At 41.3% G+C, this 26,738-nt stretch carries 28 protein-coding genes; 18 read left to right on the top strand and 10 right to left on the bottom strand.

Translation table 11 applies throughout. The annotated features are described in order from the left end of the window. The first annotated feature begins 19 nt into the window (after positions 1-19). Positions 20-1,714 (top strand): RagB/SusD family nutrient uptake outer membrane protein, encoded by a 1,695-nt coding sequence (locus tag EJN84_RS04710; RefSeq protein WP_129594334.1) that lies wholly within the window; start codon positions 20-22, stop codon positions 1,712-1,714. 568 nt (positions 1,715-2,282) lie between these two features. On the opposite strand, the gene EJN84_RS04705 is transcribed toward EJN84_RS04710, so the two are convergent. From EJN84_RS04705 to EJN84_RS04675, 7 genes are all read right to left on the bottom strand, one after another. Next, positions 2,283-3,314 (bottom strand): 2-oxoacid:ferredoxin oxidoreductase subunit beta, encoded by a 1,032-nt coding sequence (locus tag EJN84_RS04705; RefSeq protein ID WP_129594333.1) that lies wholly within the window; start codon positions 3,312-3,314, stop codon positions 2,283-2,285. Between the two features lie 8 nt (positions 3,315-3,322). Next, positions 3,323-5,185, bottom strand: coding sequence for a 2-oxoacid:acceptor oxidoreductase subunit alpha (locus EJN84_RS04700; RefSeq protein WP_129594332.1), 1,863 nt, complete (start codon positions 5,183-5,185; stop codon positions 3,323-3,325). 176 nt (positions 5,186-5,361) lie between these two features. Continuing rightward, entirely contained in the window at positions 5,362-6,669 is a 1,308-nt protein-coding gene (murA, locus tag EJN84_RS04695) for a UDP-N-acetylglucosamine 1-carboxyvinyltransferase (protein ID WP_129594331.1), read from the bottom strand. A gap of 23 nt (positions 6,670-6,692) precedes the next feature. Further along, positions 6,693-7,706 (bottom strand): UDP-N-acetylmuramate dehydrogenase, encoded by a 1,014-nt coding sequence (murB, locus tag EJN84_RS04690; RefSeq protein ID WP_129594330.1) that lies wholly within the window; start codon positions 7,704-7,706, stop codon positions 6,693-6,695. 5 nt (positions 7,707-7,711) lie between these two features. Further along, a complete protein-coding gene (locus EJN84_RS04685) occupies positions 7,712-8,422 on the bottom strand; it encodes an SAM-dependent methyltransferase (RefSeq protein WP_129594329.1) in 711 nt (236 codons plus the stop codon). 51 nt (positions 8,423-8,473) lie between these two features. Beyond that, entirely contained in the window at positions 8,474-9,130 is a 657-nt protein-coding gene (locus EJN84_RS04680) for a rhomboid family intramembrane serine protease (protein WP_129594328.1), read from the bottom strand. A gap of 173 nt (positions 9,131-9,303) precedes the next feature. After that, positions 9,304-10,092 (bottom strand): sugar phosphate isomerase/epimerase family protein, encoded by a 789-nt coding sequence (locus tag EJN84_RS04675; protein WP_238943930.1) that lies wholly within the window; start codon positions 10,090-10,092, stop codon positions 9,304-9,306. Positions 10,093-10,473: 381 nt separating this feature from the next. Between EJN84_RS04675 and cmk the strand changes: the two genes are divergently transcribed. From cmk to EJN84_RS04625, 10 genes are all read left to right on the top strand, one after another. Next, positions 10,474-11,166: a (d)CMP kinase gene (gene cmk / locus EJN84_RS04670; protein ID WP_101486302.1), complete on the top strand. Its 693-nt coding sequence runs from the start codon at positions 10,474-10,476 to the stop codon at positions 11,164-11,166. Continuing rightward, positions 11,159-12,052, top strand: a complete 894-nt coding sequence (locus tag EJN84_RS04665) for a 4-hydroxy-3-methylbut-2-enyl diphosphate reductase (protein WP_129594326.1) — start codon at positions 11,159-11,161, stop codon at positions 12,050-12,052. The genes cmk and EJN84_RS04665 overlap by 8 nt, the downstream gene beginning before the upstream one ends. 98 nt (positions 12,053-12,150) lie before the next feature. Continuing rightward, positions 12,151-13,134, top strand: coding sequence for a 6-phosphofructokinase (gene pfkA / locus EJN84_RS04660; protein ID WP_129594325.1), 984 nt, complete (start codon positions 12,151-12,153; stop codon positions 13,132-13,134). Between the two features lie 87 nt (positions 13,135-13,221). Beyond that, positions 13,222-13,638 (top strand): methylmalonyl-CoA epimerase, encoded by a 417-nt coding sequence (gene mce, locus EJN84_RS04655; RefSeq protein ID WP_129594324.1) that lies wholly within the window; start codon positions 13,222-13,224, stop codon positions 13,636-13,638. 76 nt (positions 13,639-13,714) lie between these two features. Beyond that, complete coding sequence (locus EJN84_RS04650; RefSeq protein ID WP_101486298.1) at positions 13,715-15,277, top strand: acyl-CoA carboxylase subunit beta; 1,563 nt, start codon at positions 13,715-13,717, stop codon at positions 15,275-15,277. An 11-nt stretch (positions 15,278-15,288) separates the two neighbouring features. Beyond that, entirely contained in the window at positions 15,289-16,209 is a 921-nt protein-coding gene (locus tag EJN84_RS04645; protein WP_129594323.1) for an OadG family transporter subunit, read from the top strand. Between the two features lie 43 nt (positions 16,210-16,252). Then, a complete protein-coding gene (locus EJN84_RS04640; RefSeq protein ID WP_129594322.1) occupies positions 16,253-16,702 on the top strand; it encodes a biotin/lipoyl-containing protein in 450 nt (149 codons plus the stop codon). Positions 16,703-16,715: 13 nt separating this feature from the next. Then, on the top strand, positions 16,716-17,873 hold the full coding sequence (locus tag EJN84_RS04635) for a sodium ion-translocating decarboxylase subunit beta (protein WP_129594321.1): 1,158 nt from the start codon (positions 16,716-16,718) through the stop codon (positions 17,871-17,873). 99 nt (positions 17,874-17,972) lie between these two features. Then, positions 17,973-19,136 carry a sodium ion-translocating decarboxylase subunit beta gene (locus EJN84_RS04630; protein ID WP_129594320.1) on the top strand — a complete coding sequence of 388 codons (1,164 nt, stop codon included), beginning with the start codon at positions 17,973-17,975 and terminating at the stop codon, positions 19,134-19,136. A gap of 13 nt (positions 19,137-19,149) precedes the next feature. Then, positions 19,150-19,338: an OadG-related small transporter subunit gene (locus EJN84_RS04625; protein WP_129594319.1), complete on the top strand. Its 189-nt coding sequence runs from the start codon at positions 19,150-19,152 to the stop codon at positions 19,336-19,338. Between the two features lie 210 nt (positions 19,339-19,548). Here the strand turns inward: EJN84_RS04625 and EJN84_RS04620 are convergent, their stop codons facing one another. Genes EJN84_RS04620 through EJN84_RS04610 form a run of 3 tightly spaced genes read right to left on the bottom strand, consistent with a single transcriptional unit; the run spans position 19,549 to position 21,163 of the window. Continuing rightward, entirely contained in the window at positions 19,549-20,082 is a 534-nt protein-coding gene (locus EJN84_RS04620) for a DUF4252 domain-containing protein (protein ID WP_129594318.1), read from the bottom strand. Positions 20,083-20,087: 5 nt separating this feature from the next. Next, the gene (locus EJN84_RS04615) at positions 20,088-20,657 is read right to left on the bottom strand and encodes a hypothetical protein (RefSeq protein ID WP_129594317.1); all 570 of its coding nucleotides are present in this window, start codon (positions 20,655-20,657) and stop codon (positions 20,088-20,090) included. Beyond that, entirely contained in the window at positions 20,654-21,163 is a 510-nt protein-coding gene (locus EJN84_RS04610; protein WP_129594316.1) for an RNA polymerase sigma factor, read from the bottom strand. The genes EJN84_RS04615 and EJN84_RS04610 overlap by 4 nt, the downstream gene beginning before the upstream one ends. Positions 21,164-21,555: 392 nt before the next feature. Between EJN84_RS04610 and rpsL the strand changes: the two genes are divergently transcribed. The 7 genes from rpsL (at position 21,556) to rplW (ending at position 26,733) form a co-directional block, all read left to right on the top strand. Beyond that, positions 21,556-21,969, top strand: a complete 414-nt coding sequence (gene rpsL / locus EJN84_RS04605) for a 30S ribosomal protein S12 (RefSeq protein WP_101486289.1) — start codon at positions 21,556-21,558, stop codon at positions 21,967-21,969. A gap of 161 nt (positions 21,970-22,130) precedes the next feature. Beyond that, positions 22,131-22,607, top strand: a complete 477-nt coding sequence (rpsG, locus tag EJN84_RS04600) for a 30S ribosomal protein S7 (RefSeq protein WP_129594315.1) — start codon at positions 22,131-22,133, stop codon at positions 22,605-22,607. A gap of 18 nt (positions 22,608-22,625) precedes the next feature. Next, on the top strand, positions 22,626-24,755 hold the full coding sequence (gene fusA / locus EJN84_RS04595) for an elongation factor G (protein WP_129594314.1): 2,130 nt from the start codon (positions 22,626-22,628) through the stop codon (positions 24,753-24,755). Between the two features lie 15 nt (positions 24,756-24,770). Beyond that, positions 24,771-25,076 carry a 30S ribosomal protein S10 gene (gene rpsJ, locus EJN84_RS04590; protein ID WP_101486287.1) on the top strand — a complete coding sequence of 102 codons (306 nt, stop codon included), beginning with the start codon at positions 24,771-24,773 and terminating at the stop codon, positions 25,074-25,076. 102 nt (positions 25,077-25,178) lie between these two features. Continuing rightward, complete coding sequence (rplC, locus tag EJN84_RS04585) at positions 25,179-25,796, top strand: 50S ribosomal protein L3 (RefSeq protein ID WP_129594313.1); 618 nt, start codon at positions 25,179-25,181, stop codon at positions 25,794-25,796. 1 nt (position 25,797) lies between these two features. Beyond that, on the top strand, positions 25,798-26,427 hold the full coding sequence (gene rplD / locus EJN84_RS04580; protein WP_129594312.1) for a 50S ribosomal protein L4: 630 nt from the start codon (positions 25,798-25,800) through the stop codon (positions 26,425-26,427). A 12-nt stretch (positions 26,428-26,439) separates the two neighbouring features. After that, the gene (gene rplW, locus EJN84_RS04575; protein ID WP_129594311.1) at positions 26,440-26,733 is read left to right on the top strand and encodes a 50S ribosomal protein L23; all 294 of its coding nucleotides are present in this window, start codon (positions 26,440-26,442) and stop codon (positions 26,731-26,733) included. The last annotated feature ends 5 nt before the right edge of the window (positions 26,734-26,738 follow it).

The raw sequence follows: 26,738 nt of genomic DNA, 5'->3' as shown, positions 1-26,738 counted from the left end.
TCGATAAAATATTGTCATTATGAAAACTAAAATAATCCATTTCTTTTTTATTATAGGATCAATCTTTTTTCTGTTTTCGTGTAGCGATTTTCTGAATGAAGAAAACCGAAACAGTCTGACATCCGATCCGTTTTATAAATCACAAAGCGGATACGAAAGTCTGATCAATTCATGCTATACGCCGCTGCGACTATGGTACGGCCGCGAAGATGCTTATGGTATTACCGAAACCGGCACTGATCTTTTCACCAAGGCTGCCGGCAACACCAATACAACACTCAATGACTATGACCCAATAGCATTCAATGGTACCAACACTCCATTAAGTAATTATTGGAAATATCTCTATCGAGGGATCAATTCGTGTAATGCGGCGATTGGCAGAGCCAAAGATGCAGCTATCACCCCGGAAGTTCGGCGTCAACGAGTCGCCGAAGCGCGTTTTCTTCGAGCCTTTTATTATTGGCACATAGTGGAAACGTGGGGTCCCACTCATTTTACAACCGAAGAAACGATCGGAGTGCAGACTGCTGCAAACAAAACAGAACCTGAAATAATTTATGAACAAATTTTTGCCGATTTGGATTCCTGCATCAATAGCAATCTTTCCACCAAAAGGAGTAACGATGGCAGAGTTACTATTTGGGCGGCCAAGGCTCTTAAAGCACGTCTGAGTCTGACGAGAGCCTCACAAACCAACAATGCAGCTCTGTATAAACAAGCCGCCGATTTGGCCATCGAAATTATTGACAGTAAATTGTTCTCTCTGAATCCTGATTACAAATCGATTTGGAGTATGTCTAATGCCGATGGGCTCAATAATTCGGAAGTAATTTGGTATGTGGAATTTTCGAACGATCATTTATACAATAAACCGGAATACGATGATTATACTATTCGTAATGGGGGGCATAACGGGCATTTACTTTTTTGCATGAAATATGATGACCAACCGGGGATGAAACGCGATGTTGCGAATGGACGCCCTTTCAATCGATATTTACCTACCCTTTATTATGTCAATTTATTCGATGAAACGATAGACCAACGTTGGAATGGTTCTTTCAAACAGCTTTGGATGATGAATAATCCGGCAAATAAAGGGAAGTACGTAAATATGACGGATACGGCTATCTATCTGTATAAAGGAATCGCTTCTGCTGAACAAAAGGCAGCTGTTGCAACTAAATACCAATTATTAGATTTCAATGATTTATATGGAGATAATACACCCGCGAAAATTAACCGATTGCGTACTTTTCAATTAAGTAAATTCGATGATCCAACGCGTGCTACGATGGATGAGGACAGGAGTATACGTGATGCCTTTGTTTTCAGAATTTCTGAAATGTATTTGATTGCTGCGGAGGCATTAATGGGATCAGATCCTGACAAAGCTGTGTCTTACATGAATCAATTGAGGGAAAAAAGAGCAATTTCGGGCAAAGCCTCTGAAATGATGATCACAAAAAGCGACATGACGGTGGATTTTATTCTTGATGAAAGAGCAAGAGAGTTGGGAGGAGAGCAATTGCGGTGGTTCGATTTAAAACGTTTTGGTAAAGATAAATTTGTTGAAAGAATAAAAGCAGGAAATCCTGATGCTGCGAATAATGTTAAGACCTGGCACATCGTTCGACCTATTCCCAGAAATCAACTGGATGCAGTATTCAACAAGGATGAATTTACACAAAACGAAGGATATGTTCAATAGTAAATTTATTTCGAATTGAATGTATGTGTAATTAAAACGTAAGCCTGATAAATTTAGTTTATCGACTTGCTAACTGGTGTCATGTATCATTTTTTTTGTGCGGGGAAAGTGTATCGCTTTCCCCGTTTCAATTGTGCTTTCGAAGGGGATTTTCCGGGCATGTTTCGCAATCATTCCAACCATAAACGACCTCTTATCATATTAACTATTTATTTGTTTTAGTTATATATATTAATAAATTGGTGGGACACGACCCAAGTACGACCCAAGTACGACGCAAATACGGACTTGGTGTGTATGTACTCAGCATGGAGATTACCGAAAAATCATAGGTTTAATAAAGATATATTTACAATATAGGCGAATTTATAACTTAATTTTATATTGTTATCGGGCAAATGGACCGGCTCTTTTCAAAGAATATGATGAGACGCTGTCTCCTGATTGCGAAACAGAATAGGGTTACAATTTTTACCAAAACAGGATTTGCTGCGAAAAAGGGAAAAAAGAAAAGAGGTCGTCTCAAAAGTGAGGCAACCTCTTTATCATTACTACAGTATATCATATTTCATTTCACTTCCCACACATTCGACGAATGCAACAAAAAATCGGTAAACGTTTGTTTCGGTTTTTTTTGTTGTACTTCGGCAATCTGCTTTTCGATTTCAGCTTCGAAAGTTGGAGCACCAACAGAACGGATTACGCCCAGAGCCACAGGAAGATCATTTTCATAACCCATCATGGCAAGTTTTAGATGTAATGTGCTATCTACAGTTGTGGCATTGTGTACCAAAATGTCATCCAATGTATATCCGTCCTGTCCGATCGTAACGGCTTTCAAATTCCATCCTTCGGCAACGATTCCTTTATCGTTATTAGCACCAAAAATCATTTTTTCGCCATGTTTCAACAAAATGGTTTTTTCGGAGCGAAATGTTTTATCTGAAATCTTATTATGGATACCATTATTGAAGATGACACAGTTTTGAAGAATCTCTACGATGGATGTTCCTTTGTGTCGAGCTGCGGCGACCATCAAATCGGTTGTGTTTTTCAGATCGACGTCGATGGCTCTTCCAAAGAAATTGCCACGCGCACCAAAACAAAGTTCGGCAGGAATAAAAGGGTCTTCAACAGTTCCGAAAGGTGAGGATTTCGAAACAAATCCGCGGTCGGAAGTAGGAGAGTATTGTCCCTTCGTCAGTCCGTAGATTTTGTTGTTGAACAACAATACATTGATGTCCACATTACGACGAATGGCATGAATAAAATGATTTCCCCCGATTGCCAAAGAATCGCCATCGCCGGTGGCTACCCAAACACTCAGTTTGGGATTGGCAACTTTCACTCCGGTAGCGATAGCCAAAGCGCGGCCATGAATGCCATGAATGCCGTAAGCGTTCATATAATAGGTCAATCGTGATGAGCAACCAATACCTGAAATGACGGCCGTTTGGTGAGGTTCGATATTTAATTCGGCCATCGCTTTGTAGAGACAACTCAAGATGGCATGATCACCACATCCGGGACACCAGCGAACAGCATTTTCACTTTTGTAATCCTTGGCAGTGTATTTTTGATATTTAAGTTCTGTTTCCATTTTAATAGTTATTTTTCCATTATTTTGATGAACTCATCGACTAATGTTTCAACCATAAAGGGTTGTCCTTCCACACGATTGAATCTGTAGATAGGCAGGCAACGATCGATCTTACTCTTCAGATACGAAGCAAATTGACCATTGTTTTGCTCGGCCACTATAATCTTGTCGAACTTCGAAAGAATTTCTTCGGTATTTTTGGGAAGTGGCGAAATAAATCGGAAATGAGTAAAAGCGATTTTTTTCCCATTAGCCTGTATTCGAATCATAGTTTCGAGCAAATGTCCATAAGTGCCACCCCAACCTACGATGAGAGTGTCGGCATCTTGATCTCCAATAACTTCCTGCAAGGGGATGAAATCGGCTATTTTCTCGATTTTTTCTTTTCTGTAATTTACCATCAATTGATGGTTTTCCGGAGTTGTAGAGATAATTCCCGTTTGGCTATCTTTTTCCAAACCACCAACACGATGCATGTATCTCGGAGTTCCCGGCACAGCCCAATAACGCACTTTTGTTTCTTCATCGCGAAAATAAGGACGCCACACAGTCGGATCGCCTTTGTAGTATTCCTGCACATAATGAGGCTTAATATCGGGATAGTCTTCCATATTAGGAATTTTCCATGCCGAAGAGCCGTTGGCAATATATCCGTCGGTAAGAAGAATGGCCGGAGTCATGTGTTCGATAGCCAGTTTTGATGCCCAAAATGCGCTATCGAAACAATCGGTAGGAGATGTTGCAGCAATCACTACAGCCGGGCTCTCACCGTTTCGGCCATAGAGCGCTTGGTTGAGATCCGTCTGCTCACTTTTTGTCGGCATACCGGTAGATGGACCGCTTCGTTGCACATCGATGATTACCAATGGAAGTTCGGTCATAACAGCCAAACCGATTGCTTCGCTTTTGAGCGACATGCCCGGTCCGGAAGTAGAGGTGGCTGCCAAACATCCGGCAAAACTCGCGCCTAAGGCAGAGGTAATACCCGCAATCTCGTCTTCCATTTGTAATGCTTTTACTTCGAAATCTTTACGTTTCGATAGTTCGTGCAAAATATCGGTAGCCGGTGTGATGGGATACGAACCCAAGAAAAGCTTCAGGCCCGCTTTTTCGGCAGCCGCAATCAAACCGTAAACAGTTGCCAGATTACCATTAACGTCGGTATAAAATCCCTTGGAATGTTCAATACTCTCTATGCGATAAGTTGTGGCAGTGAGATGTGTATTGCTGCCGTAATTATAGCCTGCGGCGAGCGCCTTGATGTTTGCTTGAACGAGTAAAGGTTTCTTTGCAAATTTTTCTTCGAGAAGTTGATCCGCAATTTCGAGTGGTCGATTAAACAGCCAGCAAACAATTCCCAGAGCAAACATATTTTTGCTACGCAACACTTGTTTATTATCGAGATCCAGCCCTTCGAGTGCATTCTTTGTCATTGTCGTGATGGCAACGGGAATGGGTTGTACCGATGTTAAATTGAGTTCGGCAAAGGGGTCATCGGTTTGAAATAAAGCTTTTTCGAGATCCTTTTTCTGAAACGAATCGGTATCGTAGATCACTATTGAGTCTTTTCTGAGATTCGAGACGTTGACTTTCAGAGCGGCCGGATTCATAGCCACCAACACATCGGTTTTGTCGCCCGAATTGTAGATGTCCTTCGAACCGATACGCACCTGAAAACCGGATACTCCCTGAAGCGAACCTTGAGGTGCACGAATTTCGGCCGGATAATCGGGATAAGTGGCAATTTCGTTACCGAAAATTGCGGACAATGTGGAAAACAATGTCCCGGAGAGTTGCATGCCGTCGCCGGAATCTCCCGAAAAGCGAACCGTTACTTGTTTAATGTCCTTAACGACAATGTCATTATTCATAACAAATGTAAATGGATTAATTGAATGGATGTTTAGTTAACAGTAACTTTTCAAAAAAAATGAATTGGTCATTATTTTGAACGAATGTGGTTTTTTTCTTTTTCGGGTACAAAGTAACAAAACACTTATGGACAAAACAAATTTTTTTTGAATATAAAGCACTTTTGTACTTCAAATTACTCAACGCGTTGGATATAAGCCCCCAAATCGTTGAGTCTCGTGTCTATATTTTGATAACCCCGATCGATTTGATCGATGTTGTGAATGGTACTTTTTCCGCAAGCGCTCATCGCTGCAATCAGCAACGAAATTCCGGCCCGAATATCGGGTGAAGTCATGGTCATTCCTCGTAATCGGAAACGGTCGCCAAGCCCGATGACCGTTGCCCTGTGCGGATCGCAAAGAATAATTTGTGCACCCATATCAATGAGTTTATCCACAAAAAAGAGACGACTTTCGAACATTTTCTGGTGAATCAGCACACAGCCTTCGGCTTTGGTTGCCACCACCAGCATCACACTCAACAGGTCGGGTGTGAGTCCCGGCCAAGGTGCATCGGCAATGGTAAGAATGGAGCCATCCATAAAAGACTCGATCGTATAATGATTCTGTTGCGGAATGAATAAATCGTCATTCTGTTGCACGATTTCGATACCCATACGGCGAAAGCTTTCGGGAATAATACCCAGGTTTTCTGCCGAACTGTTTTTGATGGTGATTTCGGAACCGGTCATAGCTGCCATTCCGATAAAACTCCCGATTTCTATCATGTCGGGCAATAGTCGATGGCGGCAGCCATGCAATACACTCACGCCCGTAATGGTGAGCCGATTGGAAGCAATTCCTTCAATTTTGGCACCCATGCGCACCAGCATTTTACTCAACTGCTCCACATAAGGCTCGCATGCCGCATTGTAAATCACCGTTTCGCCTTCGGCAAAAACCGATGCCATGATCAAATTGGCTGTTCCCGTCACCGATGCTTCGTCGAGCAGAATAAACTGACCTTTGAGCTTGTCGGCCGTCAAATGATACGAAAGCCGCTGCTCGTCGTATTCCAGTCGAGCGCCCAACTTCATCATACCGTTGAGGTGGGTATCAATGCGCCGTCGACCAATCTTGTCGCCGCCCGGTTTTGGAGCCATAGCTTCACCGAATCGGGCCAAAAGAGGACCGACAATCATCACCGACCCTCGAAGAGCTTCGCTTCTGCGAATAAACTCGTTGGTTTTGATAAACTGCAAATCGATATGTGTGGCTTTGAACGACCATACACTTTTACCCATCGATTTGACTTCGACGCCCAAATCTCGGAGCAGACAAATTAGGTTGTTTACATCGAGAATATCGGGAACATTTTCAATGATTACCTCTTCGTCGGTAAGCAGAGTTGCACAAATCACCTGTAAAGCTTCGTTTTTTGCGCCTTGCGGTAGTATTTCGCCTTTGAGGCGGTGACCTCCTTCGATGATAAATGATGACATGGATGATGAGTGATGATTTTTTGTCAGTATATTTGAACTTCCGGCAACAGCCGAATCGCAAATTTTTCTTCAACCGCCTGCTGCACTTCGTGCATAAAATTTACGATGTCGCAACCATTTTCAGTGCCATAATTTACGATTATCAGTGCATGATGTTCGTATATTCCCACTGCTCCGTTTCTTCGGCCTTTATATCCGGCTTTTTCGATGAGGTAAGCAGCTGATGTTTTGAATGCCTCGTTTCCGACCGGATAAAATGGCGCATCAGGCAATTTGCCGAGAAGATCGTCTTTCTCCTGTTTAGTTAAAATCGGGTTTTTGAAAAAACTGCCGGCATTTGGCAGTACATTTACATCGGGCAATTTCTGCCTGCGGATTTTGATGATTGCTTGTCGTACTTGTTGGAGTGAAGGTTGGTGAACATCTTTCATTTCGTGATTGAGATCGGCGTACTTTTCGATGTAACGAAAATTTTTATTCAATCGGAAAACTACTGAAGTGATTATAAATTGACGATTATGTTTGAAAATGCTGTCGCGGTACTCAAACGCACATTCCTCATTTGAAAACGAAATGGAGTCGCATGTATTCAAGTCAATTGCATTCACTTTTACGATAGCATCTTTTGCCTCTGTACCATACGCACCAATGTTTTGGACGGGTGATGCGCCCACTTTTCCGGGAATAAGCGAAAGGTTCTCAATGCCCGCGTATCCCTTTTCGACACAAAATTCCACAAATTTATCCCAATCTTCTCCTGCTCCTACTTCAAGCTCCACAAATTCGGGCGTTTGATTCAGTATCCTGATTCCGGTCATATCCGGTTTAATAATCAGGCCGTCAAAATTCTTCGTAAAAAACAAATTACATCCGGCGCCGAGAACAAGCATTTTCTCGTCTGAAAATTCCTTCAAAACCACCATCAATTCTTCATCTGTTTTCGGTTGGCAAAAAAAAGTGGCTGTTGCCTGCGTCCGAAAAGAATTGTAAGGTTTGAGCGAAACGTTGCGGTGGATGGCCAAATTATTTTTGTTCATATAGCTTAATCGTGAAATAAAAGAAAAACACAACATTTTTTGTGCATCTCCGGCAGATGGTTTTTCCATGCTTTCACGCTCTTTGTTACTATAAACTCATCATCGAGCGAAATGTTCATGGCAATGCACAATCGGGTTTGAGGTCGGCAATGAAGTGAAATATCTTCCACCAGTTTCTGATTACGGTAGGGCGTTTCTATAAAAATCTGTGTTTGATCTTCCTGATAAGCCCTCGACTCCATCTGTTTGAGTTTTTTTGCACGCTCACCGGCTTCCACCGGAAGATATCCGTTGAATGCAAAGCGCTGACCATTGAATCCCGATGCCATCAATGCCATCAACAACGAGGATGGGCCGACCAGCGGAACTACCTTAAAACCTTCGTCCTGAGCAATAGCTACAATATCGGCTCCCGGATCGGCAACGGCAGGACATCCTGCATCCGATATCAGCCCCATGTTATTTCCTCGCCGCAATGGGTCGAGAAACGGCCGAATGACCTTCCGATCGGTGTGTTCGTTAAGTTCGAAAAAAGTGAGCGCATCTATATCGATATTTCGATTGCATCTTTTCAAAAATCGCCGCGCCTCACGCACATTTTCAACAATAAAAAACTTTAGGGATGAAACGATTTGCACATTATATTCCGGCAAAACTTTTTGAAGCGGTGAATCGCCTAATGTAACTGGAATAAGATAAAGTGAGGATGCGTCCATTTTTCTCTTCTTAATCCTGCAAAGATAAAAATTTTTGGGTTGCGCCTGAAATTAATATCCGAAACGGATTAAATCGCCAATCGAGCGAATATGAATCTGATCGATAAACGAACTCAACAAATTGATGTCGGCAAAAGCCAGAAAGACAATTACCGTAAACAGAATACCGTAAATTCCTCCGGCCACATGCGCCAAATGATTGATGCCTCCGGCCTGTTTTTTATCGAGATATACGGAAACAGCGATAAACATGAAACCAAAAAGAAACGCCGGAAACCAAATCGGAATAAACATGATCCCCATATAACTCATCGGATTGATCAATACATACGCAAAAACTACAGCCGAAACGGCTCCGGAAGCTCCAAGACCAAAATAGTGATCGTTGTCGCGTTCGTGTCGGTAGGTTGGCAAAATGGAGATCACGATGGCCGATGCATATAATACGATAAACGCAATTGAACCGACTTCCTTCCCAAGTATAGCTTGCCATACTCGTTCTATCTCACTTCCAAAAAGATAGAACGTGAACATATTGAACAGCAGATGCATGTAATCGGCATGAAGGAAACCATAGGTAAACAGCCGATAGCCTTGTCCCTGGCGAACAGCCGGAGGATAAAAAATCAGTTGGTTCATCAACTGTCGGTTTCGGAATGCAGCAATCGAAACAAAAACGGTTATGACGATAATAAATAGTGTAATCACAATTCGATTTTTTACGTGTGAGAGAGTGCAAAAGTAAAGAAAATAAGTCAAACAAAAATTCTGTCCGCCACAGCATTCCTCATTTCGAAGATAACTTCACTCAAAAATACAAAAAACGGGATCAAATTCATCGACGAATTCAATCCCGCAAGAAAAATTGAGAGAGTTTAAACCTATTTGTTGTGCTTTGCCGTTGTGGCAATCACACCTCTAAAATAGCCAATCGATTCGGCAATTCCGATAAACGGATCGTCCATGTTGCGTTCGTGTTCCAGACTGCATTTGCCGGTATAACCCACTTTGCGGAGCATATTTACGAAAGCAGGAAAATCGATGATACCGCGACCTACTTCCACGGAATAACCTTGCTTAGTATTACCCGTAACGTCCTTTATATGAATATCGAACACGCGCGTATGATACATTTCGAGATCTTTCACCGGATCTTTGCCATTCCGCGTATCATGACCAATGTCCAGACACATGCCGATACGGGGATCCAGATCTTTTACATGATTCCATACATCCTCCGCATCAGGATACAGCGGCATATCGGGGCCATGCAAATGAATGGCAAAATGAAAATTATATTCCTTTACTTTCTGATCGACGTACGGTAGCAGTTCGTAATTGGGTACGCCCACTATCATGTTCACCCCGACGCGTTTGGCATATTCGAATGCCTTGTCAATTTCCTCTTTCGACCGCATGTAGATAGGCCCGACAGCATATCCCGTAACACCTTTCGACTGCAATTTGGCATGAAAAGCCGCAATCTGTTCGTCTGTGCTGTTTAGCGGCAAATGAAAATCTTTAATGCAAAGATAGTGCACATCGCATTTTTGCATCGTTTCGAGCGTTTTGTCGAGATCAAACTTGGCAAATGTATATCCGGCCATTGCAACCTTGAATTTTTCGAAGGTATCCGCTGCCGGTTTCGGATCAGGGCGGTTTTGCCCCATTGTCAATACGGAAATCAATATTCCCGCAACAAAAAGAAGTGTTTTTCTCATATTTTTTTCATTTTTATAAAACGAAAATCGACCTTTCATTCGGCATTTGTCAGGATGACGTCGATATAAATCAATAAATGTGCTCGTCCACAAAATTAAGAATAACTTCGAAAAATAGCAAACAAATAACAAACTTTTTTTAGATTAATTTCCATGAGATCAATCGCATGGAAATATTTTTGTAAACATTTTGTCATAGATAATTATAATTCAGTTTATTATAAATATTTTTCTAATCAAAATGCAAATAGAAATAATCTGTGAAAATTAAGCAGGCCAAAACAATATGACGTTTTATTTTGTTTAAACAATTCGGAAAAGATTGACTTGATGAAAAAAATCAATATCGCCATAGATGGATATTCGTCTTGCGGAAAAAGTACTTTAGCCAAAGGGTTGGCAAAAGCATTGGGATATACTTATATAGATAGCGGGGCAATGTATCGGGCAGTGGCTCTGTATGCACTACGCAATGGATGGATGAATGAAACAAATATCGATGAAGAAGCATTGAAAAAGCATCTTCACGAAATCCATATATCCTTCGAACCCAACTCACAGGGGGGACAAGATATTTATTTGAATGGCGAAAATATTGAAAAAGAAATTCGATCACTTGAAGTTGCCAACGCTGCCAGCAGAGTCAGCACGCTTAAGTTTGTTCGAGAGGAATTGGTGCGTCGTCAACAACAAATGGGTAAAGACAAAGGAGTTGTGATGGATGGTCGTGATATAGGAACCGTTGTGTTTCCGGATGCAGAATTAAAAATATTTCTTACAGCTTCGCCCGAAATTCGAGCTCAAAGACGTTTTGACGAAATGAAATCCAAAGGAGAAAACCCTTCCTATGATGAAGTGCTCTCCAATGTCAGGGAACGCGACTATCGCGATACAAACCGAGCTGAAAGTCCATTGCGCAAAGCCGACGACGCCATCGAATTAGATAACTCGAATCTCTCAATCGAAGGTCAGCTTCGATGGGCGATCGATATGTTTAACAAAATCACAAAAGGGAATGAATAAAATAGAAATTGATCGTCAGTCGGGATGCTGTTTTGGCGTAGCCAAAGCCATCAGTAAAGCGGAAGAGGAATTGAAAAAGGGCGGTACATTGTATTGTTTGGGAGATCTGGTTCACAACAGTCTCGAGGTCGAACGCCTCTCCAAATTGGGACTGATAACCATTGACCATGAGCAATTCAAACAATTGAAAAATGAGCGTGTGCTTCTGCGTGCACACGGTGAACCTCCGAGCACGTATGAAATTGCTCGTGAAAATAATATCGAAATCATAGATGCTTCGTGTCCCGTTGTACTTGGACTACAAAAACGAATCAAAAGAAAATACAACGAAACATCCGATCATCGACCACAAATCGTCATTTACGGGAAAAAAGGTCATGCAGAGGTAAACGGGTTGATAGGCCAAACAGAAGAAACGGCTATTATTATCGAAAATAAAGAAGACCTCGACAAACTTGATTTCACTCGTGATATAAACCTGTTTTCGCAAACGACAAAACCGTTGGAAGGCTTTCTGGAAATTGCCAAAATCATCGAATCGAGAATGCAGGGTGAAGCTAAATTTGAATTTTTCGATACGATATGTCGTCAGGTTTCAAACCGCGTACCAAACATTAAAGAATTTGCCAGACAACATGACATCATCTTTTTTATCGCCGGAGAAAAAAGTTCCAACGGAAAAGTTCTTTTTGCCGAATGCAAAAAAATCAATCCAAATTCGTATCTCATCCACACACCCGAAGAAGTGGATCTGTCACTTATTTCCAATGATGTGTCAATTGGCATTTGCGGGGCCACTTCCACGCCTCAGTGGCAGATGGAGGCCGTGGCAAACTTAATACATTCGAAAATCTCTTCTTCTCCGATAGAAAAAGCTGCTTTTTAAGCAGCTTTTTTTGAATAAAATAAAAAAAGTCATACCTTTGCAGCTCATAAAATGTGTTTGGAAAGAGGTTATCTTCCTCGACGACAAAATCATCCATTATGGCTTCAAACATTAAATGTATAGGTGTTCTCACTTCCGGAGGCGATGCTCCGGGTATGAATGCGGCTATCAGGTCGGTTACTCGTGCTGCAATTTTTAATGGCATTCGCGTAAAAGGTATTTTCAAAGGCTACAAAGGGTTGATCTCCGGCGAAATTAGCGAATTTAAGACCAACAGTGTCAGCAATATCATTCAGCAAGGTGGTACAATCCTTAAAACCGCACGTTGTGCAGAATTTTTAACACCTGAAGGCCGAAAAATTGCTTTCGAAACGATGCAGCGTGAAGAAATAGACGCGCTTGTTGTAATAGGTGGCGATGGCTCGCTTACAGGAGCTAATATTTTCGCAAACGAATTTGATGTGCCTATCGTTGGGCTTCCAGGTACTATTGACAATGACCTCTACGGAACAGATGTTACGATCGGGTACGATACCGCTCTTAACACTATTATGCAATCTGTGGACAAGATACGCGATACGGCTACTTCGCACGAGCGATTGTTTTTTATAGAAGTAATGGGCCGCAATTGTGGCTATTTGGCTCTAAACAGCGCTATCGCATCGGGTGCCGAAGCTGCTATCATCCCCGAAATCAGTATCGAAAAAGACCAATTGAGCGAACTCATCGAACAAGGCTTCAGAAAATCGAAAAACAGTAGTTTGGTGTTGGTAACCGAAAGTGAAATCACCGGTGGAGCGCTCAAGTTAGCCGAACGTGTGAAAACCGAGTACCCGCAATATGATGTAAGAGTTTCCATTCTTGGGCACTTGCAACGTGGAGGCTCGCCTTCGGCTCAGGACCGAATCCTCGCTTCACGTATGGGGATCGCTGCTATCAGGGCTTTGCTCGAAGATCAACGAAACGTTATGATCGGTATTCATGAAAACGAAATTGTGTATATCCCTTTTAAACGCGCTATCAAAAAAGAACGCGAGATAAGTGACGAATTACTGGAAGTTTTGCGAATTTCCTCGATATAAATTCGATTTGATTTTTCTGTTTGAAATTTAAATTTGCACACCATACACAATTTTTCAGTATAATTTTTAATGATATCATATAAAAAAATGGAAATTACACACATTGAACACATCGGTATTGCCGTAAAAAGTATCGAAGAACAACTCCCATATTATGAAGGTGTTCTTGGTCTAAAGTGCTACAATATCGAAACAGTTGAAGACCAGAAAGTTAAAACTGCCTTTTTTAAGGTTGGAGAGACGAAAATCGAGTTGCTCGAGCCAACAAGTGATGAAAGTACGATTGCCAAATTCATTGAAAAAAAAGGCGAAGGAATTCATCACATCGCTTATGCCACAAACAACGTCAATGAGGCTCTGAAAGAAATTGAAGCGAAAGGTATTCGTCTGATCGATGCCGAATCACGTCCGGGCGCGGAAGGTTTGAATATCGCATTTCTGCATCCAAAATCCACCGGAGGAGTACTTACCGAATTATGTGAACATCCCCATAAGGACAAATAAACCCTCAATATTTGCAGTTCACTTATTACAGGTAACAGAAAAAAATTAAACAATCAAATAAATACAAGAAATTTTTATGAGCAGTCAACTCGAAAAAGTTAAAGAGCTAATACAGCTTCGCGAAAAAGCTCGCTTAGGTGGAGGCGAAAAAAGAATAGAATCGCAACACCTGAAAGGAAAATACACGGCCCGTGAACGTCTCGCCATGCTTCTGGACGAAGGCAGTTTCGAAGAGTTCGATATGTTTGTTGAGCACCGTTCCACTAATTTTGGCATGGATAAAACCAAATTTTTGGGCGATGGAGTAGTAACCGGTTACGGAACTATCGATGGTAGGCTTGTGTACGTATATGCGCAGGATTTTACAGTTTTTGGCGGTTCTCTTTCCGAAATGCAATCGCAAAAAATTTGTAAAGTTATGGATCAAGCCATGAAAATGGGTGCACCCATTATCGGAATCAACGATTCGGGTGGAGCTCGCATTCAAGAAGGCATAAATGCGCTTGCAGGATATGCCGAAATTTTTCAACGCAATATTTTGGCTTCGGGAGTAGTGCCGCAGATTTCGGGTATTTTCGGTCCGTGCGCAGGCGGAGCAGTATATTCTCCTGCTCTCACAGATTTTATCATGATGACTGAAGGCACTTCATACATGTTTCTGACGGGCCCAAAAGTTGTGAAAACGGTAACCGGCGAAGATGTGACACAAGAAGATCTGGGTGGGGCATACGTTCACAGTTCGAAATCGGGTGTTTCTCAATTTTCTGTACAAACGGAAGAAGAAGGATTGAAACTGATGCGTCGCTTGTTGAGCTATTTGCCGCAAAACAATCTTGAAGAGCCTCCTGTAGTTCAAAACGACGATCCCATCGATCGCCTTGAAGATTCTCTCAATGAGATCATACCGGATAGCCCCACCAAACCTTATGATATGTATCAGGTGATTGGAGCTATTATAGACAAAGGCGAATTTCTTGAAGTACATGCGGATTATGCCAAAAACATCATTGTGGGCTTTGCCCGTTTCAACGGACAATCTGTCGGAATTGTTGCCAATCAGCCTAAGTTTCTTGCCGGTGTACTTGATATCAATGCTTCACGTAAGGGAGCGCGTTTTGTGCGCTTTTGCGACGCATTCAATATTCCGATAGTATCGCTTGTAGATGTTCCCGGATTTCTTCCCGGTACAGGGCAGGAATATGGTGGCGTGATTACGCATGGAGCTAAATTGCTGTATGCTTATGGCGAGGCCACTGTTCCGAAAGTAACCGTTACCCTGCGCAAATCCTACGGAGGTGCTCATATCGTGATGAGTTGCAAGCAACTTCGAGGCGACGTTAACTACGCTTGGCCCACAGCCGAAATTGCGGTGATGGGTGCGGAAGGAGCTGTAGAAGTGCTCTTCAGCAAAGAAATAAGCGAAGAAAAAGACCCCGAAAAGCGAACTGCCTTGATCGAAGCAAAAAGGAAAGAATATACCGACTTGTTCGCCAACCCGTACAATGCTGCCCGCTACGGCTATATCGACGACATCATCGAGCCCCGTAACACCCGATTCCGTATCATTCGCGCCTTGCAGCAATTGCAGACCAAAAAGCTGGAAAATCCTCCCAAAAAACACGATAATTTACCGTTATAATTGATGCAAATATGATTAAACTGAAACGAAACATTCTTTTCGTTGGCGCTTTTTTATTACTTTCTCTTACTGCATGTGGGGGAAAAATAAAAAATCCTCAACTCGTGATCAATGAGGTGATGATTGTCAACGAGAGCAATTATATGGACGAATTTGGACAGCGAAATGCATGGATTGAAATTTACAATAACACGGCAGCTACGAAAAATGTGGGTGGAATGTTTTTGACTACCGACAAAAACAATCCCAAAATGTATGCGATTCCGCTTGGAGATGTTTTAACCCAGATAAAACCGCACCAACATCGGTTGTTTTGGGCTGATAATGAGCCATTTCACGGTACATTTCATACTAATTTTAAGATCGACCCCACTCGGGAGAACTATATCGCACTTTATGATGTAGATGGCAAAACTTTGGTGGATGAGATAACCATTCCTGCCGGTATGGAGGCTGATCGCACCTATGGATACGAAATAGACGGAGTGAAGTATGATAATTCGGGAAATATTTTAGCAAAAGTTCTCGATAGAGCAACGCCAAGCAGTAACAACCAGGTAGTTGGCGAAAATCCAAAGATTGTTTCCCTGAAAGAAACAGATCAAGAAGGTTTGATGTTAACGATCACTTCGATGCTCGTTGTGTTTGTAGGGTTGATTTTGCTTTTCTTGATTTTCAATACTATTGGAAATACGGCCAGCAACCTGTCCAAAAAAAGGAAGGAAAGAAAGTCTGATCAGAAAAATGTCGAAATATCTACTGATAGTTCAATCACGGGAGATGAGATTGCAGCAATTTCTGCAGCCCTCCACGAATTAATGGATGATCAGCATGATGTGGAATCGAGTGTATTGACAATTCAACAAATACAAAGAAATTATTCACCCTGGAGCTTCAAAGCTCAAACCTTGCGACGTAATCCGCGAAGATAGTAGCAATCTGACACAAATTCAAAAAACAATATTCAGAAAAGACATGAAAGAATTTAATTATAAAATCAATGGTACTCCATATCGTGTTACTGTTAACAAAATAGAAAACGATGTTGTAGAGTTGGAAGTCAATGGTACCCCTTACGTTGTGGAGATGGAATCCAAATCTAAAAAAACACTGGCTGGCGTAAAACGCCCAAATTCTGAGGCTGCTTCCGCACCTACTCCAAAAACGGTGCAAACTCCCGTTGTTTCACGTCCTGCCGACGACAAAAAAAACAACAGCGCCATACAGTCTCCACTACCCGGAGTTATTCTTGACATCCGTTGTAAAGAAGGAGATGTTGTGAAAAAAGGACAAACGCTAATGGTGCTCGAGGCCATGAAGATGGAAAACAATATTTTGGCCAACATGGATGGTAAAATTTCTAAAATCCTGGTTCACAAAGGAGATTCTGTTCTCGAGGGAGCCGAATTGGTAGTAATCGAATAAACACACAATCAAAATGAACATCTTATTATCATTGACAGATAATCTGCAAACATTCTGGGGATACACTGGATTCGCCAATGTCGAAACAGGACACTTAATCATGATCCTTGTAGGCCTTTTATTTATCTTTTTGGCTATCAAGTTTGAATTTGAACCTCTTCTATTAATCCCAATCGGATTTGGAATTCTAATTGGAAATATACCCTTTAATGAAGCGGCAAATCTCAAAGTCGGCATTTATGAAGAAGGTTCGGTGTTGAATATTTTGTATCAGGGTGTGTTGCAAGGTTGGTATCCTCCTCTCATCTTTTTAGGAATAGGTGCGATGACAGATTTTTCGGCTTTGATAGCCAATCCCAAACTTATTCTCATCGGAGCAGCTTGTCAATTTGGTATTTTTGGCGCATACATTATCGCCCTTAATTCCGGATTTGAGCCTAACCAAGCGGGAGCTATCGGGATTATTGGTGGAGCCGATGGACCAACTGCCATTTTCCTTTCTTCAAAACTTGCTCCAAACCTGATGGGGGCAATTGCCATTTCGGCATATTCTTACATGGCACTGGTCCCGATAATACAACCTCCATTTATGCGTCTGTTGACGACTAAAAAAGAGCGAGTTATCCGAATGAAAGTGCCAAGAGTTGTATCTCAAACGGAAAAGATTTTATTTCCCATAGTAGGATTATTGCTCACCGCATTTATTGTTCCGTCCGGATTGCCGTTGCTTGGTATGCTGTTTTTCGGGAACATGTTGAAAGAATCGGGCGTGACTCGAAGGTTGGCCGAAACAGCAAGGGGGCCGATGATCGATATCGTAACAATATTGTTGGGGCTTACAGTAGGGGCATCTACTCAAGCTACTACTTTTTTGACAGGCCAGTCAATAAAAGTTTTTGCTATAGGAGCCTTGTCTTTTGTGATAGCAACCATAGCCGGAATTCTTTTTGTTAAGATTTTCAATTTGTTTCTGTCAAAGGACAACAAAATAAATCCGCTTATTGGAAATGCCGGGGTTTCAGCCGTTCCCGATTCGGCTCGCATCTCGCAGGTGTTGGGATTGGAGTACGATCCTTCTAACTATCTATTGATGCATGCCATGGGACCCAATGTGGCCGGTGTCATCGGATCGGCAGTTGCTGCCGGTATTATGCTCGGATTTTTATACTGAATTTAAATAATACGACTATTTGTAACCTTCCTTCATATTTAATTCTGTTTATTTGAATTTGAGGACAGTTTACAAATAGTTTTAATTGGTAGATTAATTATGGAATTAGAATTTCAACAGCTGCTCCCTGCAATTGCCGGAATGACATGGCAAGATCTGGTGATGATCGCAATCGGACTTATTTTAATTTATTTGGCCATTGCGAAGGAATATGAACCAACTTTGTTGCTTCCTATCGGATTTGGGGCTATCCTGGTCAATATACCTTTTACTTCGGCTATTACACAAATCGATCCTGCTACAGGAGAAATGGTTGAGGGTGTGCTCGACACTTTCTTTAAAGCCGGCATCGCCACCGAGATATTTCCATTGCTTATATTCATTGCCATTGGAGCTATGATTGATTTTTCGCCTTTGTTTCGAAATCCTTCGCTCTTGCTATTTGGAGCTGCTGCTCAATTTGGAATTTTCATGACTATGATTTTCGCCGTTCTGTTGGGATACGATTTGAGGGAAGCTGCTTCGATCGGTATAATCGGTGCTGCTGATGGCCCTACGTCCATCGTTGTGGCTACAAGATTTGCTCCAAATTTATTAGGGCCGATATCGGTAGCCGCTTATTCTTATATGGCATTGGTGCCAATCATTCAACCTCCCGTTATTCGCCTGCTGACATCAAAAAAAGAACGTCAAATACGAATGACATCGGCCGGAAACTACAATATGAAAATATCCAAGACTTCACTTATTCTTTTCCCAGTTGTTGTTACCATTGTTGCCGGTATCATTGCCCCATCGTCTCTGCCGCTTATCGGATTTTTGATGTTTGGTAATCTGATTCGCGAATGCGGGGTGCTCAACAAATTGTCGCTTGCTGCTCAAAACGAACTTGCAAGCCTGGTTACTATTTTGTTGGGCATCACCATTGCCAGTACGATGACGGCTGAAAGATTTGTTCGTCTTGATACGCTTTTTATCATCGCGTTAGGCCTTTTTGCATTTGTTTTCGATACTTTTGGAGGCGTAATTTTCGCTAAGTTTATGAATCTTTTCCGCAAGGAGGGGAACAAAATTAATCCGATGATCGGAGCCTGTGGCATTTCGGCTTTTCCGATGTCCGCTCGTGTTATTCACCAGATGGGACAGAAAGAAGACCCGTATAATTATCTGCTTATGCCGGCCATAAGCGCTAATGTAGGTGGCCAGATTGGATCGGTAATTGTTGGCGGTATCATTTTGACGTTGGTACCCTTATTTGCATAAAATATTTTGAATCATGGAATCATCTGTTTTAGACAAAGCATTTGAAATTGCAGGGATAGGCATAATCGGAGTTTTCGTTTTCATGACGGTTTTTTATCTCATCATACTTGGTTTGGATAAATTTTTCCCTTATGAAAAACAAAATTCGGTTGGGAAATCAAACATTGCAGTGGATAATACCGATAATGATAACGAGGATTAAGATTGAAGTTCAATAACCTCACATTTCCCCGACATTTAAAAATTCACCCACATTCCCATTTTAGGAAGACGGCATGAATGTTCGAATTTTTATAAAAAACAATAGACGGCTAAACTCACGTTCGGCCGTCTATTCATCGTTTAAATATAAAAAAGAAAAAAGTTATTAGCAGTCTGCACTGTTGTCTAATTCAGTCTGTATTTTGTTTCCTTATTTTGTGCCTTTATCCATTGATGGGGGGGCTTCATGATTATCTATTTTCATCTCTTTATTCAGTGAATCCGAAAGTTTCGAAATGGATGCAAAATCTATTTTCCCGGTTATTGTGATGATCGAAAGTTTCTCTTCATCATCCAATCCGATGAAAATAAGATCTTGTAATTTTTCGCTCTCCTGCTTGAAATAGATGTGGATTTTAGCATTTTTTTCGTTTAGCGAAACGAGCTCCTGATAGTCCTTAAATTCTTCCAATGCAAGATTATTGGCTTTTTTGAAATAAAGTCGCGAATCTCTTATATTGTCGCAAGTGATAATGCGGATGCTGTTCAGATTTCTGAACGTTTTTTTCAAATCCTCATCGTCGGTATTTGATGCCATTTTTTCGAGCATCGATTTTCCGATGTTTATATTATTCACCGGCTTTTTTTCCTCAATACACTTTTCGAGAAATTGTGTGACAAAATCGCCTGCCGAAAGGGATACGGTGGACAAAAGAAAGAATAATATGAACGCAGTTTTTTTCATGCTTTTTATAAGTTATTTTCGAGGGGCAAACTATCTGTTGATTTTTGATAGTTTATATCAGACTCTGTAATTGAATCCAACATTTCCCAGTCAAGATCTACCTTATTGAGTTCCTGGATACTTTCGATGGATGCTTCTTCTCCTTTTTGCAGTGCTTCCGATAGTTTGTCCAATGCGAAAGCGGCGTGTTCCATAGCTGCATTGGGATCACTGTAGGTTTCGGCAAAATAAGTTTTGTCGCTTTTGCCGATCATCATGTAAACGCCAAATGAAAGGGCTAGTGCGACGGCAACCGACGCAGCAATTCGTAATGCCGGAACAAAAATACGAATGGTGATATAATCGTTTTCCCGCTTTTTTTGCTGAATGGCTTTTTTTAATTTTCTGTCAAAATCATCGCTTAATGTGGCACAGCGAAGATTTTCGCGATATTGAAACAGAGCAGTATATGGTTTTAATTCATCTGCCACATCTCTTCCGGTGAAATATTTCGTTAACGAATCTTCTTCCTCGAGTGAAGTTTCACCCTTCCAATATTTAACAAGCAATGCATTGATTTCTTCGGTAGGTTTCATTTGTTTAATTCCTCCAGTAATTCTTTTATTTTTTTCCTGGCTCTATACAGGCTTATTTTTACCAGCTCTTCGCTCATATTGAGCGATTGTGCGATGTCTTTATAACTCATTCCCTCGATTTCTCGGAGCTGAAAAACCATTTTCTGATTTTCGGAAAGCTTTTCGATGCATTTATATATGATGTCTATTTGTTCTTTCTCGACAAATGCCGAATGGGGATTTTTTGTATCTACAAACATCATATTTTCCGTCTCGGCATTATATTTTTCTGCAGAACGTGCTGCCATAGATTCCAGCCGGTCAAACGAAAGATTTTTAATCGATCGATAACAATAAGCTTCCATATTATCTATTAATTCCCACTCATCTTGTTTGCTCCAAATCTTTAGAAACACGTCCTGAACGATATCTTCGGCTTCGGTTCTATTTCTCACAATGCTCAAAGCAAGTCGGTATAGCTTGTCTTTGAGCGGAAGAACGGACTGATTAAAAATATCGCTATTCATTTTTTGATGACGGTTGACTATTCAAAAAGTTACAGTAATGTGCAAAAATATTTGTTTTATTTCAATTTTTCTTGAAATAAAGGCCGGTTATATTTAGGTGTTCTTTTATGGAAACAGTATTGTTTACGTTGTCAAAATTTTGGCAAGCTCGTTTATCAATAGGATATGATGGTATGGGCAGTCAATGAATGTCTTCAATCAAAATATTTTTTAAAAACGATGAATTTTGTTTGTATATCCCGTTGAATATTTGTAATTTTGTGCCGTTTTTAGCTGCGGAGCGTAAATAAAATGGCTATAATTTTTTGACACACTGATATTTGCGCTCAACAGAAACAATAGTCAATGACAAAAAAATTAAGAACAACATAGATTAACAACAAAGTAGAAAAATGCCTACAATTCAGCAATTAGTAAGAAAAGGGCGTCAGGAGTTAACTGAAAAAAGCAAATCGCCGGCATTGGATTCATGTCCTCAGCGTCGCGGTGTGTGTGTGAGGGTATATACCACCACACCTAAAAAACCGAATTCGGCTATGCGAAAAGTGGCTCGTGTACGTTTGACAAATTCAAAAGAGGTGAATGCATATATTCCCGGAGAAGGACATAATTTGCAGGAACACTCAATCGTTATGGTTCGTGGTGGTCGTGTTAAAGATCTGCCGGGTGTTCGTTATCACATCGTTCGAGGTACACTCGACACTGCCGGCGTAAATGGTCGTACACAACGACGTTCGAAATATGGGGCTAAACGTCCTAAACCGGGAGCAGCAACTGCAGCAAAACCGGGAGCAAAGAAAAAATAAGCTGCCTTTTTTAGTGGCGTACTTTTAAATTTTAGTGTAAATCAAGTTAAATTCGCTGTTGATATTTTTGGATGAGCTACTTTAAGGGTTGAGTAAATGATTCGGAGGAATCGTTGAAGACAGTAAATAGACAACCAAACAACACAAAAAATCAAAAAACAATGAGAAAAACTAAACCTAAAAAAAGACAGGTATTACCTGATCCGGTTTTTGGTGACGTAAGGGTAACAAAATTTGTTAACCACCTTATGTATGACGGAAAGAAAAGTATTTCGTACGATATTTTTTATTCTGCATTAAATACAGTCAAGGCTAAATTGCCTAACGATGAAAAGTCGGCTCTCGAGATTTGGAAAGCCGCTTTGGACAATATTACTCCTCAAGTTGAAGTTAAATCGCGTCGAGTAGGTGGAGCTACATTCCAGGTGCCTACCGAAATTCGCCCCGATAGAAAAGAATCCATTTCGATGAAAAACCTCATTCTTTATGCACGTAAAAGAGGAGGTAAAACAATGGCCGACAAGTTGGCAGCCGAAATTGTGGATGCTTATAACAACCAGGGTGGAGCATACAAGCGAAAAGAAGACATGCACAGAATGGCCGAAGCCAACAGGGCTTTTGCGCACTTCAGATTTTAATGAAATAAGGTAAAAAAGATGGCAAGAGGTTCAAAAGACATATTAAAATTCACTCGTAACATCGGAATCATGGCCCATATCGATGCCGGTAAAACTACTACATCGGAACGAATCTTGTATTATACCGGTCTTACACACAAGATCGGCGAGGTTCATGATGGTGCGGCAACGATGGACTGGATGGAACAGGAGCAAGAGCGAGGTATTACGATTACTTCGGCTGCTACTACCACGAGTTGGAAATATAACGACCAAACATACAAAATAAATTTAATAGACACTCCGGGACACGTGGATTTTACGGTCGAAGTTGAAAGATCGTTGCGTATTCTCGATGGAGCTGTCGCTACTTTCTGCGCTGTAGGTGGCGTAGAACCTCAGTCCGAAACCGTGTGGCGTCAGGCTGACAAATACAAAGTCCCTCGCATAGGCTATGTCAACAAAATGGATCGTTCGGGTGCAAATTTCTTCGAAGTTGTTCGTCAAGTCAAAGAGATGCTGGGAGCAAATCCTTGTCCGATTCAGATTCCTATTGGAGCGGAAGAAAAATTCAGAGGGATTGTCGATCTTATCAGAATGAAGGCTCTTTACTGGCACGACGAAACGATGGGTGCAGATTACGATGTAGAGGAAATACCTTCAGAAGTAAAGGAAGAAGCTGAAGAGTGGAGAGAAAAAATGCTCGAAACGATTGCAGAATTCGATGATGTATTGATGGAGAAATTTTTCGACGATCCATCTACGATTACGGAAGAAGAAATCAAAAGAGCTCTTCGCAAAGGTACTCTCGAAATGAAGATTAACCCGATGATATGTGGCTCTTCGTTTAAAAATAAGGGAGTTCAACCTTTGCTCGATGCGGTTTGTGCATATTTGCCTAGTCCCGAAGATACTGAAGCAATTGTCGGAACCGACCCTCGAGATCCGAGTAAGCAAATTGTTCGTCATCCCGATCCTAATGAGCCGTTGTGCGCATTGGCATTCAAGATTGCTACCGATCCTTATGTAGGCCGTTTGTGCTTCTTTCGTGTTTATTCGGGAGAATTAGAAGCCGGTTCTTATGTATATAATCCTCGTTCCGATAAAAAAGAACGCATTTCGCGTTTGTTTCAGATGCATTCCAACAAACAGAATCCCAGGGAATTTATTGGATGCGGCGATATCGGTGCAGGTGTAGGGTTCAAGGATATTCGCACGGGTGATACGCTTTGCGACGAAAATCATCCCATCGTTCTCGAATCAATGGATTTTCCCGATCCCGTTATCGGTGTTGCAGTCGAACCGAAGACCCAGAAAGATCTTGACAAATTGTCAAATGGATTGGCCAAACTTGCAGAAGAAGATCCGACATTTACAGTTAAAACCGATGAGGAAACGGGTCAGACCGTAATTTCCGGAATGGGTGAGCTTCATCTGGAAATTATCATCGATCGCTTGAAACGTGAGTTTAAAGTAGAATGCAATCAAGGTCGTCCACAAGTGGCTTATAAAGAGGCAATTACAAAACCGGTTGAACTACGCGAAGTGTATAAAAAACAATCGGGAGGTCGTGGAAAATTTGCCGATATCATTGTTCGCGTCGAACCGGCCGATAAAGATTTCGAAGGTGAATTGCAATTTGTTGACGAAGTGAAAGGCGGAAATATTCCGAAAGAATTTATACCTTCCATTCAGAAAGGATTTCAACGTGCGATGAAAAATGGTATTCTTGCCGGTTATCCGTTAGACAAACTTAAGGTTACCGTCTTAGACGGTTCGTTTCACCCGGTTGACTCTGATCAGCTTTCGTTCGAAATTTGTGCCATTCAGGCATTTAAATCGGCATCCGAAAAAGCCGCTCCGGTGCTTTTGGAACCGATAATGAAAGTTGAAGTTGTTACTCCAGAAGAGAGTATGGGCGATGTCATTTCGGACTTGAACAAACGACGTGGACAGATCGAAGGGATGGAATCGAACCGTTCGGGAGCCCGTATCGTAAAAGCTAAAGCTCCGCTTTCGGAAATGTTTGGTTACGTAACGGCCTTGCGCACAATAACATCCGGTCGTGCAACATCTACTATGAGTTTTTCGCATTATGAAGAAGTATCTTCTTCGATTGCAAAACAGGTTTTGACCGATGTGAAAGGTCGTGTTGATTTGATTAAATAACAAATAATTATTTATATGAGCCAAAAAATCAGAATCAAACTGAAATCTTACGATTATAGCCTGGTGGATAAATCGGCTGAAAAAATCGTAAAAACAGTAAAGGCTACGGGCGCCGTTGTAAGTGGTCCGATACCGTTGCCCACTCACAAACGCGTGTTCACGGTAAATCGTTCGACGTTTGTGAACAAAAAATCGCGTGAACAATTTGAGCTTTCTTCTTTCAAACGCTTGATCGATATCTATAGCTCTACGGCTAAAACGGTGGATGCTTTGATGAAACTCGAATTGCCGAGCGGTGTAGAAGTAGAGATTAAAGTGTAAGGATAAGAATAGAAATACAACGCAAGACTACAAGGCTCAAAACTTGTGTTTTGACTTTTAGTCTTTCGAATTTTGAATAATAAATAATCAAACAACAGAGAAATGCCAGGATTAATTGGGAAAAAAATCGGAATGACATCCGTTTTCAGTGCTGATGGAAAAAACATTCCATGCACTGTTATCGAAGCAGGTCCTTGCGTGGTTACTCAGGTAAAAACCGCCGAAAAAGACGGTTATGACGCTATTCAGCTTGGGTTTGAAGACAAAAAAGACAAACATACAACCAATGCCGAAAAAGGTCATTTTAAAAAAGCAGGAGTTAACCCCAAGAGACACTTGGCCGAGTTCAAAGGATTTGGCGACAGCTACAAAGCCGGAGCCGAAATCACTGTTGATCTTTTCAGCGATGCTGTTTATGTCGATGTCATAGGTACTTCCAAAGGAAAAGGTTTCCAGGGAGTAGTGAAACGTCACAAATTTGGGGGAGTAGGTCAGTCCACTCACGGACAGCATAACAGATTACGTGCACCCGGTTCTATCGGAGCATGTTCATTCCCTGCAAAAGTTTTCAAAGGAACTCGTATGGCCGGACAAATGGGTAATGAACGTGTAACGGTTCAGAATCTTCAGGTTATCAAAGTAATTCCGGAACACAACCTTTTATTGATCAAAGGTTCTGTGCCAGGATGTAAAGGTTCAATCGTAGCAATAGAAAAATAAAATGGAATTAAGCATATACAACATCAAGGGAGAGGTAACGGATAAAAAGGTGACACTCGACGATTCCATTTTCGGAATTGAACCCAATAATCACGTTATCTGGTTGGATGTAAAACGCTACATGGCCAACCAACGTCAGGGGACACACAAATCGAAAGAACGAAGTGAAGTTTCGGGAAGCACCCGTAAACTTATCCGTCAAAAAGGTAGTGGAGGAGCTCGCCGAGGCGATATCAACTCACCAATTTTGGTAGGTGGAGGGCGTGTTTTTGGTCCCAAACCGAGAGATTACAGCTTCAAACTCAATAAAAAGGAAAAAACTTTGGCTCGAAAATCAGCACTTTCGCTGAAGGCTCAAAACAACGCAATCGTTGTTGTGGAAGATTTTGATTTCGAAGCACCTAAAACAAAACAATTTTCCGAAATATTGAAAAATCTGCAACTTGCTGATAAAAAGCTACTTTTCGTTTTGCCGGGTCAAAATAAAAACGTATATTTGTCGGCTCGAAATTTGCAGAAAGTAAATATCGTAAGTGCTTCTGATATAAATACATACAAAATTATGGATTGTTCGGAAATCGTATTTACCGAATCTTCTATCGCGGCCATCGGAAACTTGTTTAATGCATAAGGAGACAAAAACATGGGAATAATTATTAAACCAATATTCACAGAGAAGCAAACAGCGATTACCGATAAATTTCCGAATCGCTTTGGCTTTATTGTTGTTCCGAAGGCGAACAAGGTTGAAATCAAAAATGCGGTCGAGCAGATGTACAACGTTCATGTTGAAAGCGTAAATACATCGAGATACGATGGTAAACTCAAAAGTCGTTACACCAAATCGGGTGTTGTCGAAGGACGCGAACCGTCGTACAAAAAAGCTATCGTTACTCTGAGAAAAGGAGAAACGATCGATTTATTCAGCAATATCTAAATAAA

It is taken from the genome of Seramator thermalis, from assembly GCF_004138125.1.
Classification (GTDB): Bacteria; Bacteroidota; Bacteroidia; order Bacteroidales; family Dysgonomonadaceae; genus Seramator; species Seramator thermalis.
This window is presented reverse-complemented; position numbering and strand designations above follow the sequence as displayed.

What these genes read in the sequence shown, in the direction of transcription:
- EJN84_RS04700 (WP_129594332.1), bottom strand. Translation starts at nt 5,185, where the DNA reads ATGAATAATGACATTGTCGTTAAGGACATTAAACAAGTAACGGTTCGC.
- fusA (WP_129594314.1), top strand. Translation starts at nt 22,626, where the DNA reads ATGGCAAGAGGTTCAAAAGACATATTAAAATTCACTCGTAACATCGGA.
- cmk (WP_101486302.1), top strand. Translation starts at nt 10,474, where the DNA reads ATGAAAAAAATCAATATCGCCATAGATGGATATTCGTCTTGCGGAAAA.
- mce (WP_129594324.1), top strand. Translation starts at nt 13,222, where the DNA reads ATGGAAATTACACACATTGAACACATCGGTATTGCCGTAAAAAGTATC.
- EJN84_RS04640 (WP_129594322.1), top strand. Translation starts at nt 16,253, where the DNA reads ATGAAAGAATTTAATTATAAAATCAATGGTACTCCATATCGTGTTACT.
- EJN84_RS04630 (WP_129594320.1), top strand. Translation starts at nt 17,973, where the DNA reads ATGGAATTAGAATTTCAACAGCTGCTCCCTGCAATTGCCGGAATGACA.
- pfkA (WP_129594325.1), top strand. Translation starts at nt 12,151, where the DNA reads ATGGCTTCAAACATTAAATGTATAGGTGTTCTCACTTCCGGAGGCGAT.
- rplW (WP_129594311.1), top strand. Translation starts at nt 26,440, where the DNA reads ATGGGAATAATTATTAAACCAATATTCACAGAGAAGCAAACAGCGATT.
- EJN84_RS04635 (WP_129594321.1), top strand. Translation starts at nt 16,716, where the DNA reads ATGAACATCTTATTATCATTGACAGATAATCTGCAAACATTCTGGGGA.
- EJN84_RS04610 (WP_129594316.1), bottom strand. Translation starts at nt 21,163, where the DNA reads ATGAATAGCGATATTTTTAATCAGTCCGTTCTTCCGCTCAAAGACAAG.
- EJN84_RS04705 (WP_129594333.1), bottom strand. Translation starts at nt 3,314, where the DNA reads ATGGAAACAGAACTTAAATATCAAAAATACACTGCCAAGGATTACAAA.
- rplD (WP_129594312.1), top strand. Translation starts at nt 25,798, where the DNA reads ATGGAATTAAGCATATACAACATCAAGGGAGAGGTAACGGATAAAAAG.
- EJN84_RS04620 (WP_129594318.1), bottom strand. Translation starts at nt 20,082, where the DNA reads ATGAAAAAAACTGCGTTCATATTATTCTTTCTTTTGTCCACCGTATCC.
- EJN84_RS04615 (WP_129594317.1), bottom strand. Translation starts at nt 20,657, where the DNA reads ATGAAACCTACCGAAGAAATCAATGCATTGCTTGTTAAATATTGGAAG.
- rpsG (WP_129594315.1), top strand. Translation starts at nt 22,131, where the DNA reads ATGAGAAAAACTAAACCTAAAAAAAGACAGGTATTACCTGATCCGGTT.
- EJN84_RS04675 (WP_238943930.1), bottom strand. Translation starts at nt 10,092, where the DNA reads ATGGGGCAAAACCGCCCTGATCCGAAACCGGCAGCGGATACCTTCGAA.
- rpsL (WP_101486289.1), top strand. Translation starts at nt 21,556, where the DNA reads ATGCCTACAATTCAGCAATTAGTAAGAAAAGGGCGTCAGGAGTTAACT.
- EJN84_RS04685 (WP_129594329.1), bottom strand. Translation starts at nt 8,422, where the DNA reads ATGGACGCATCCTCACTTTATCTTATTCCAGTTACATTAGGCGATTCA.
- EJN84_RS04625 (WP_129594319.1), top strand. Translation starts at nt 19,150, where the DNA reads ATGGAATCATCTGTTTTAGACAAAGCATTTGAAATTGCAGGGATAGGC.
- murB (WP_129594330.1), bottom strand. Translation starts at nt 7,706, where the DNA reads ATGAACAAAAATAATTTGGCCATCCACCGCAACGTTTCGCTCAAACCT.
- EJN84_RS04665 (WP_129594326.1), top strand. Translation starts at nt 11,159, where the DNA reads ATGAATAAAATAGAAATTGATCGTCAGTCGGGATGCTGTTTTGGCGTA.
- rpsJ (WP_101486287.1), top strand. Translation starts at nt 24,771, where the DNA reads ATGAGCCAAAAAATCAGAATCAAACTGAAATCTTACGATTATAGCCTG.
- EJN84_RS04645 (WP_129594323.1), top strand. Translation starts at nt 15,289, where the DNA reads ATGATTAAACTGAAACGAAACATTCTTTTCGTTGGCGCTTTTTTATTA.
- EJN84_RS04650 (WP_101486298.1), top strand. Translation starts at nt 13,715, where the DNA reads ATGAGCAGTCAACTCGAAAAAGTTAAAGAGCTAATACAGCTTCGCGAA.
- EJN84_RS04710 (WP_129594334.1), top strand. Translation starts at nt 20, where the DNA reads ATGAAAACTAAAATAATCCATTTCTTTTTTATTATAGGATCAATCTTT.
- murA (WP_129594331.1), bottom strand. Translation starts at nt 6,669, where the DNA reads ATGTCATCATTTATCATCGAAGGAGGTCACCGCCTCAAAGGCGAAATA.
- rplC (WP_129594313.1), top strand. Translation starts at nt 25,179, where the DNA reads ATGCCAGGATTAATTGGGAAAAAAATCGGAATGACATCCGTTTTCAGT.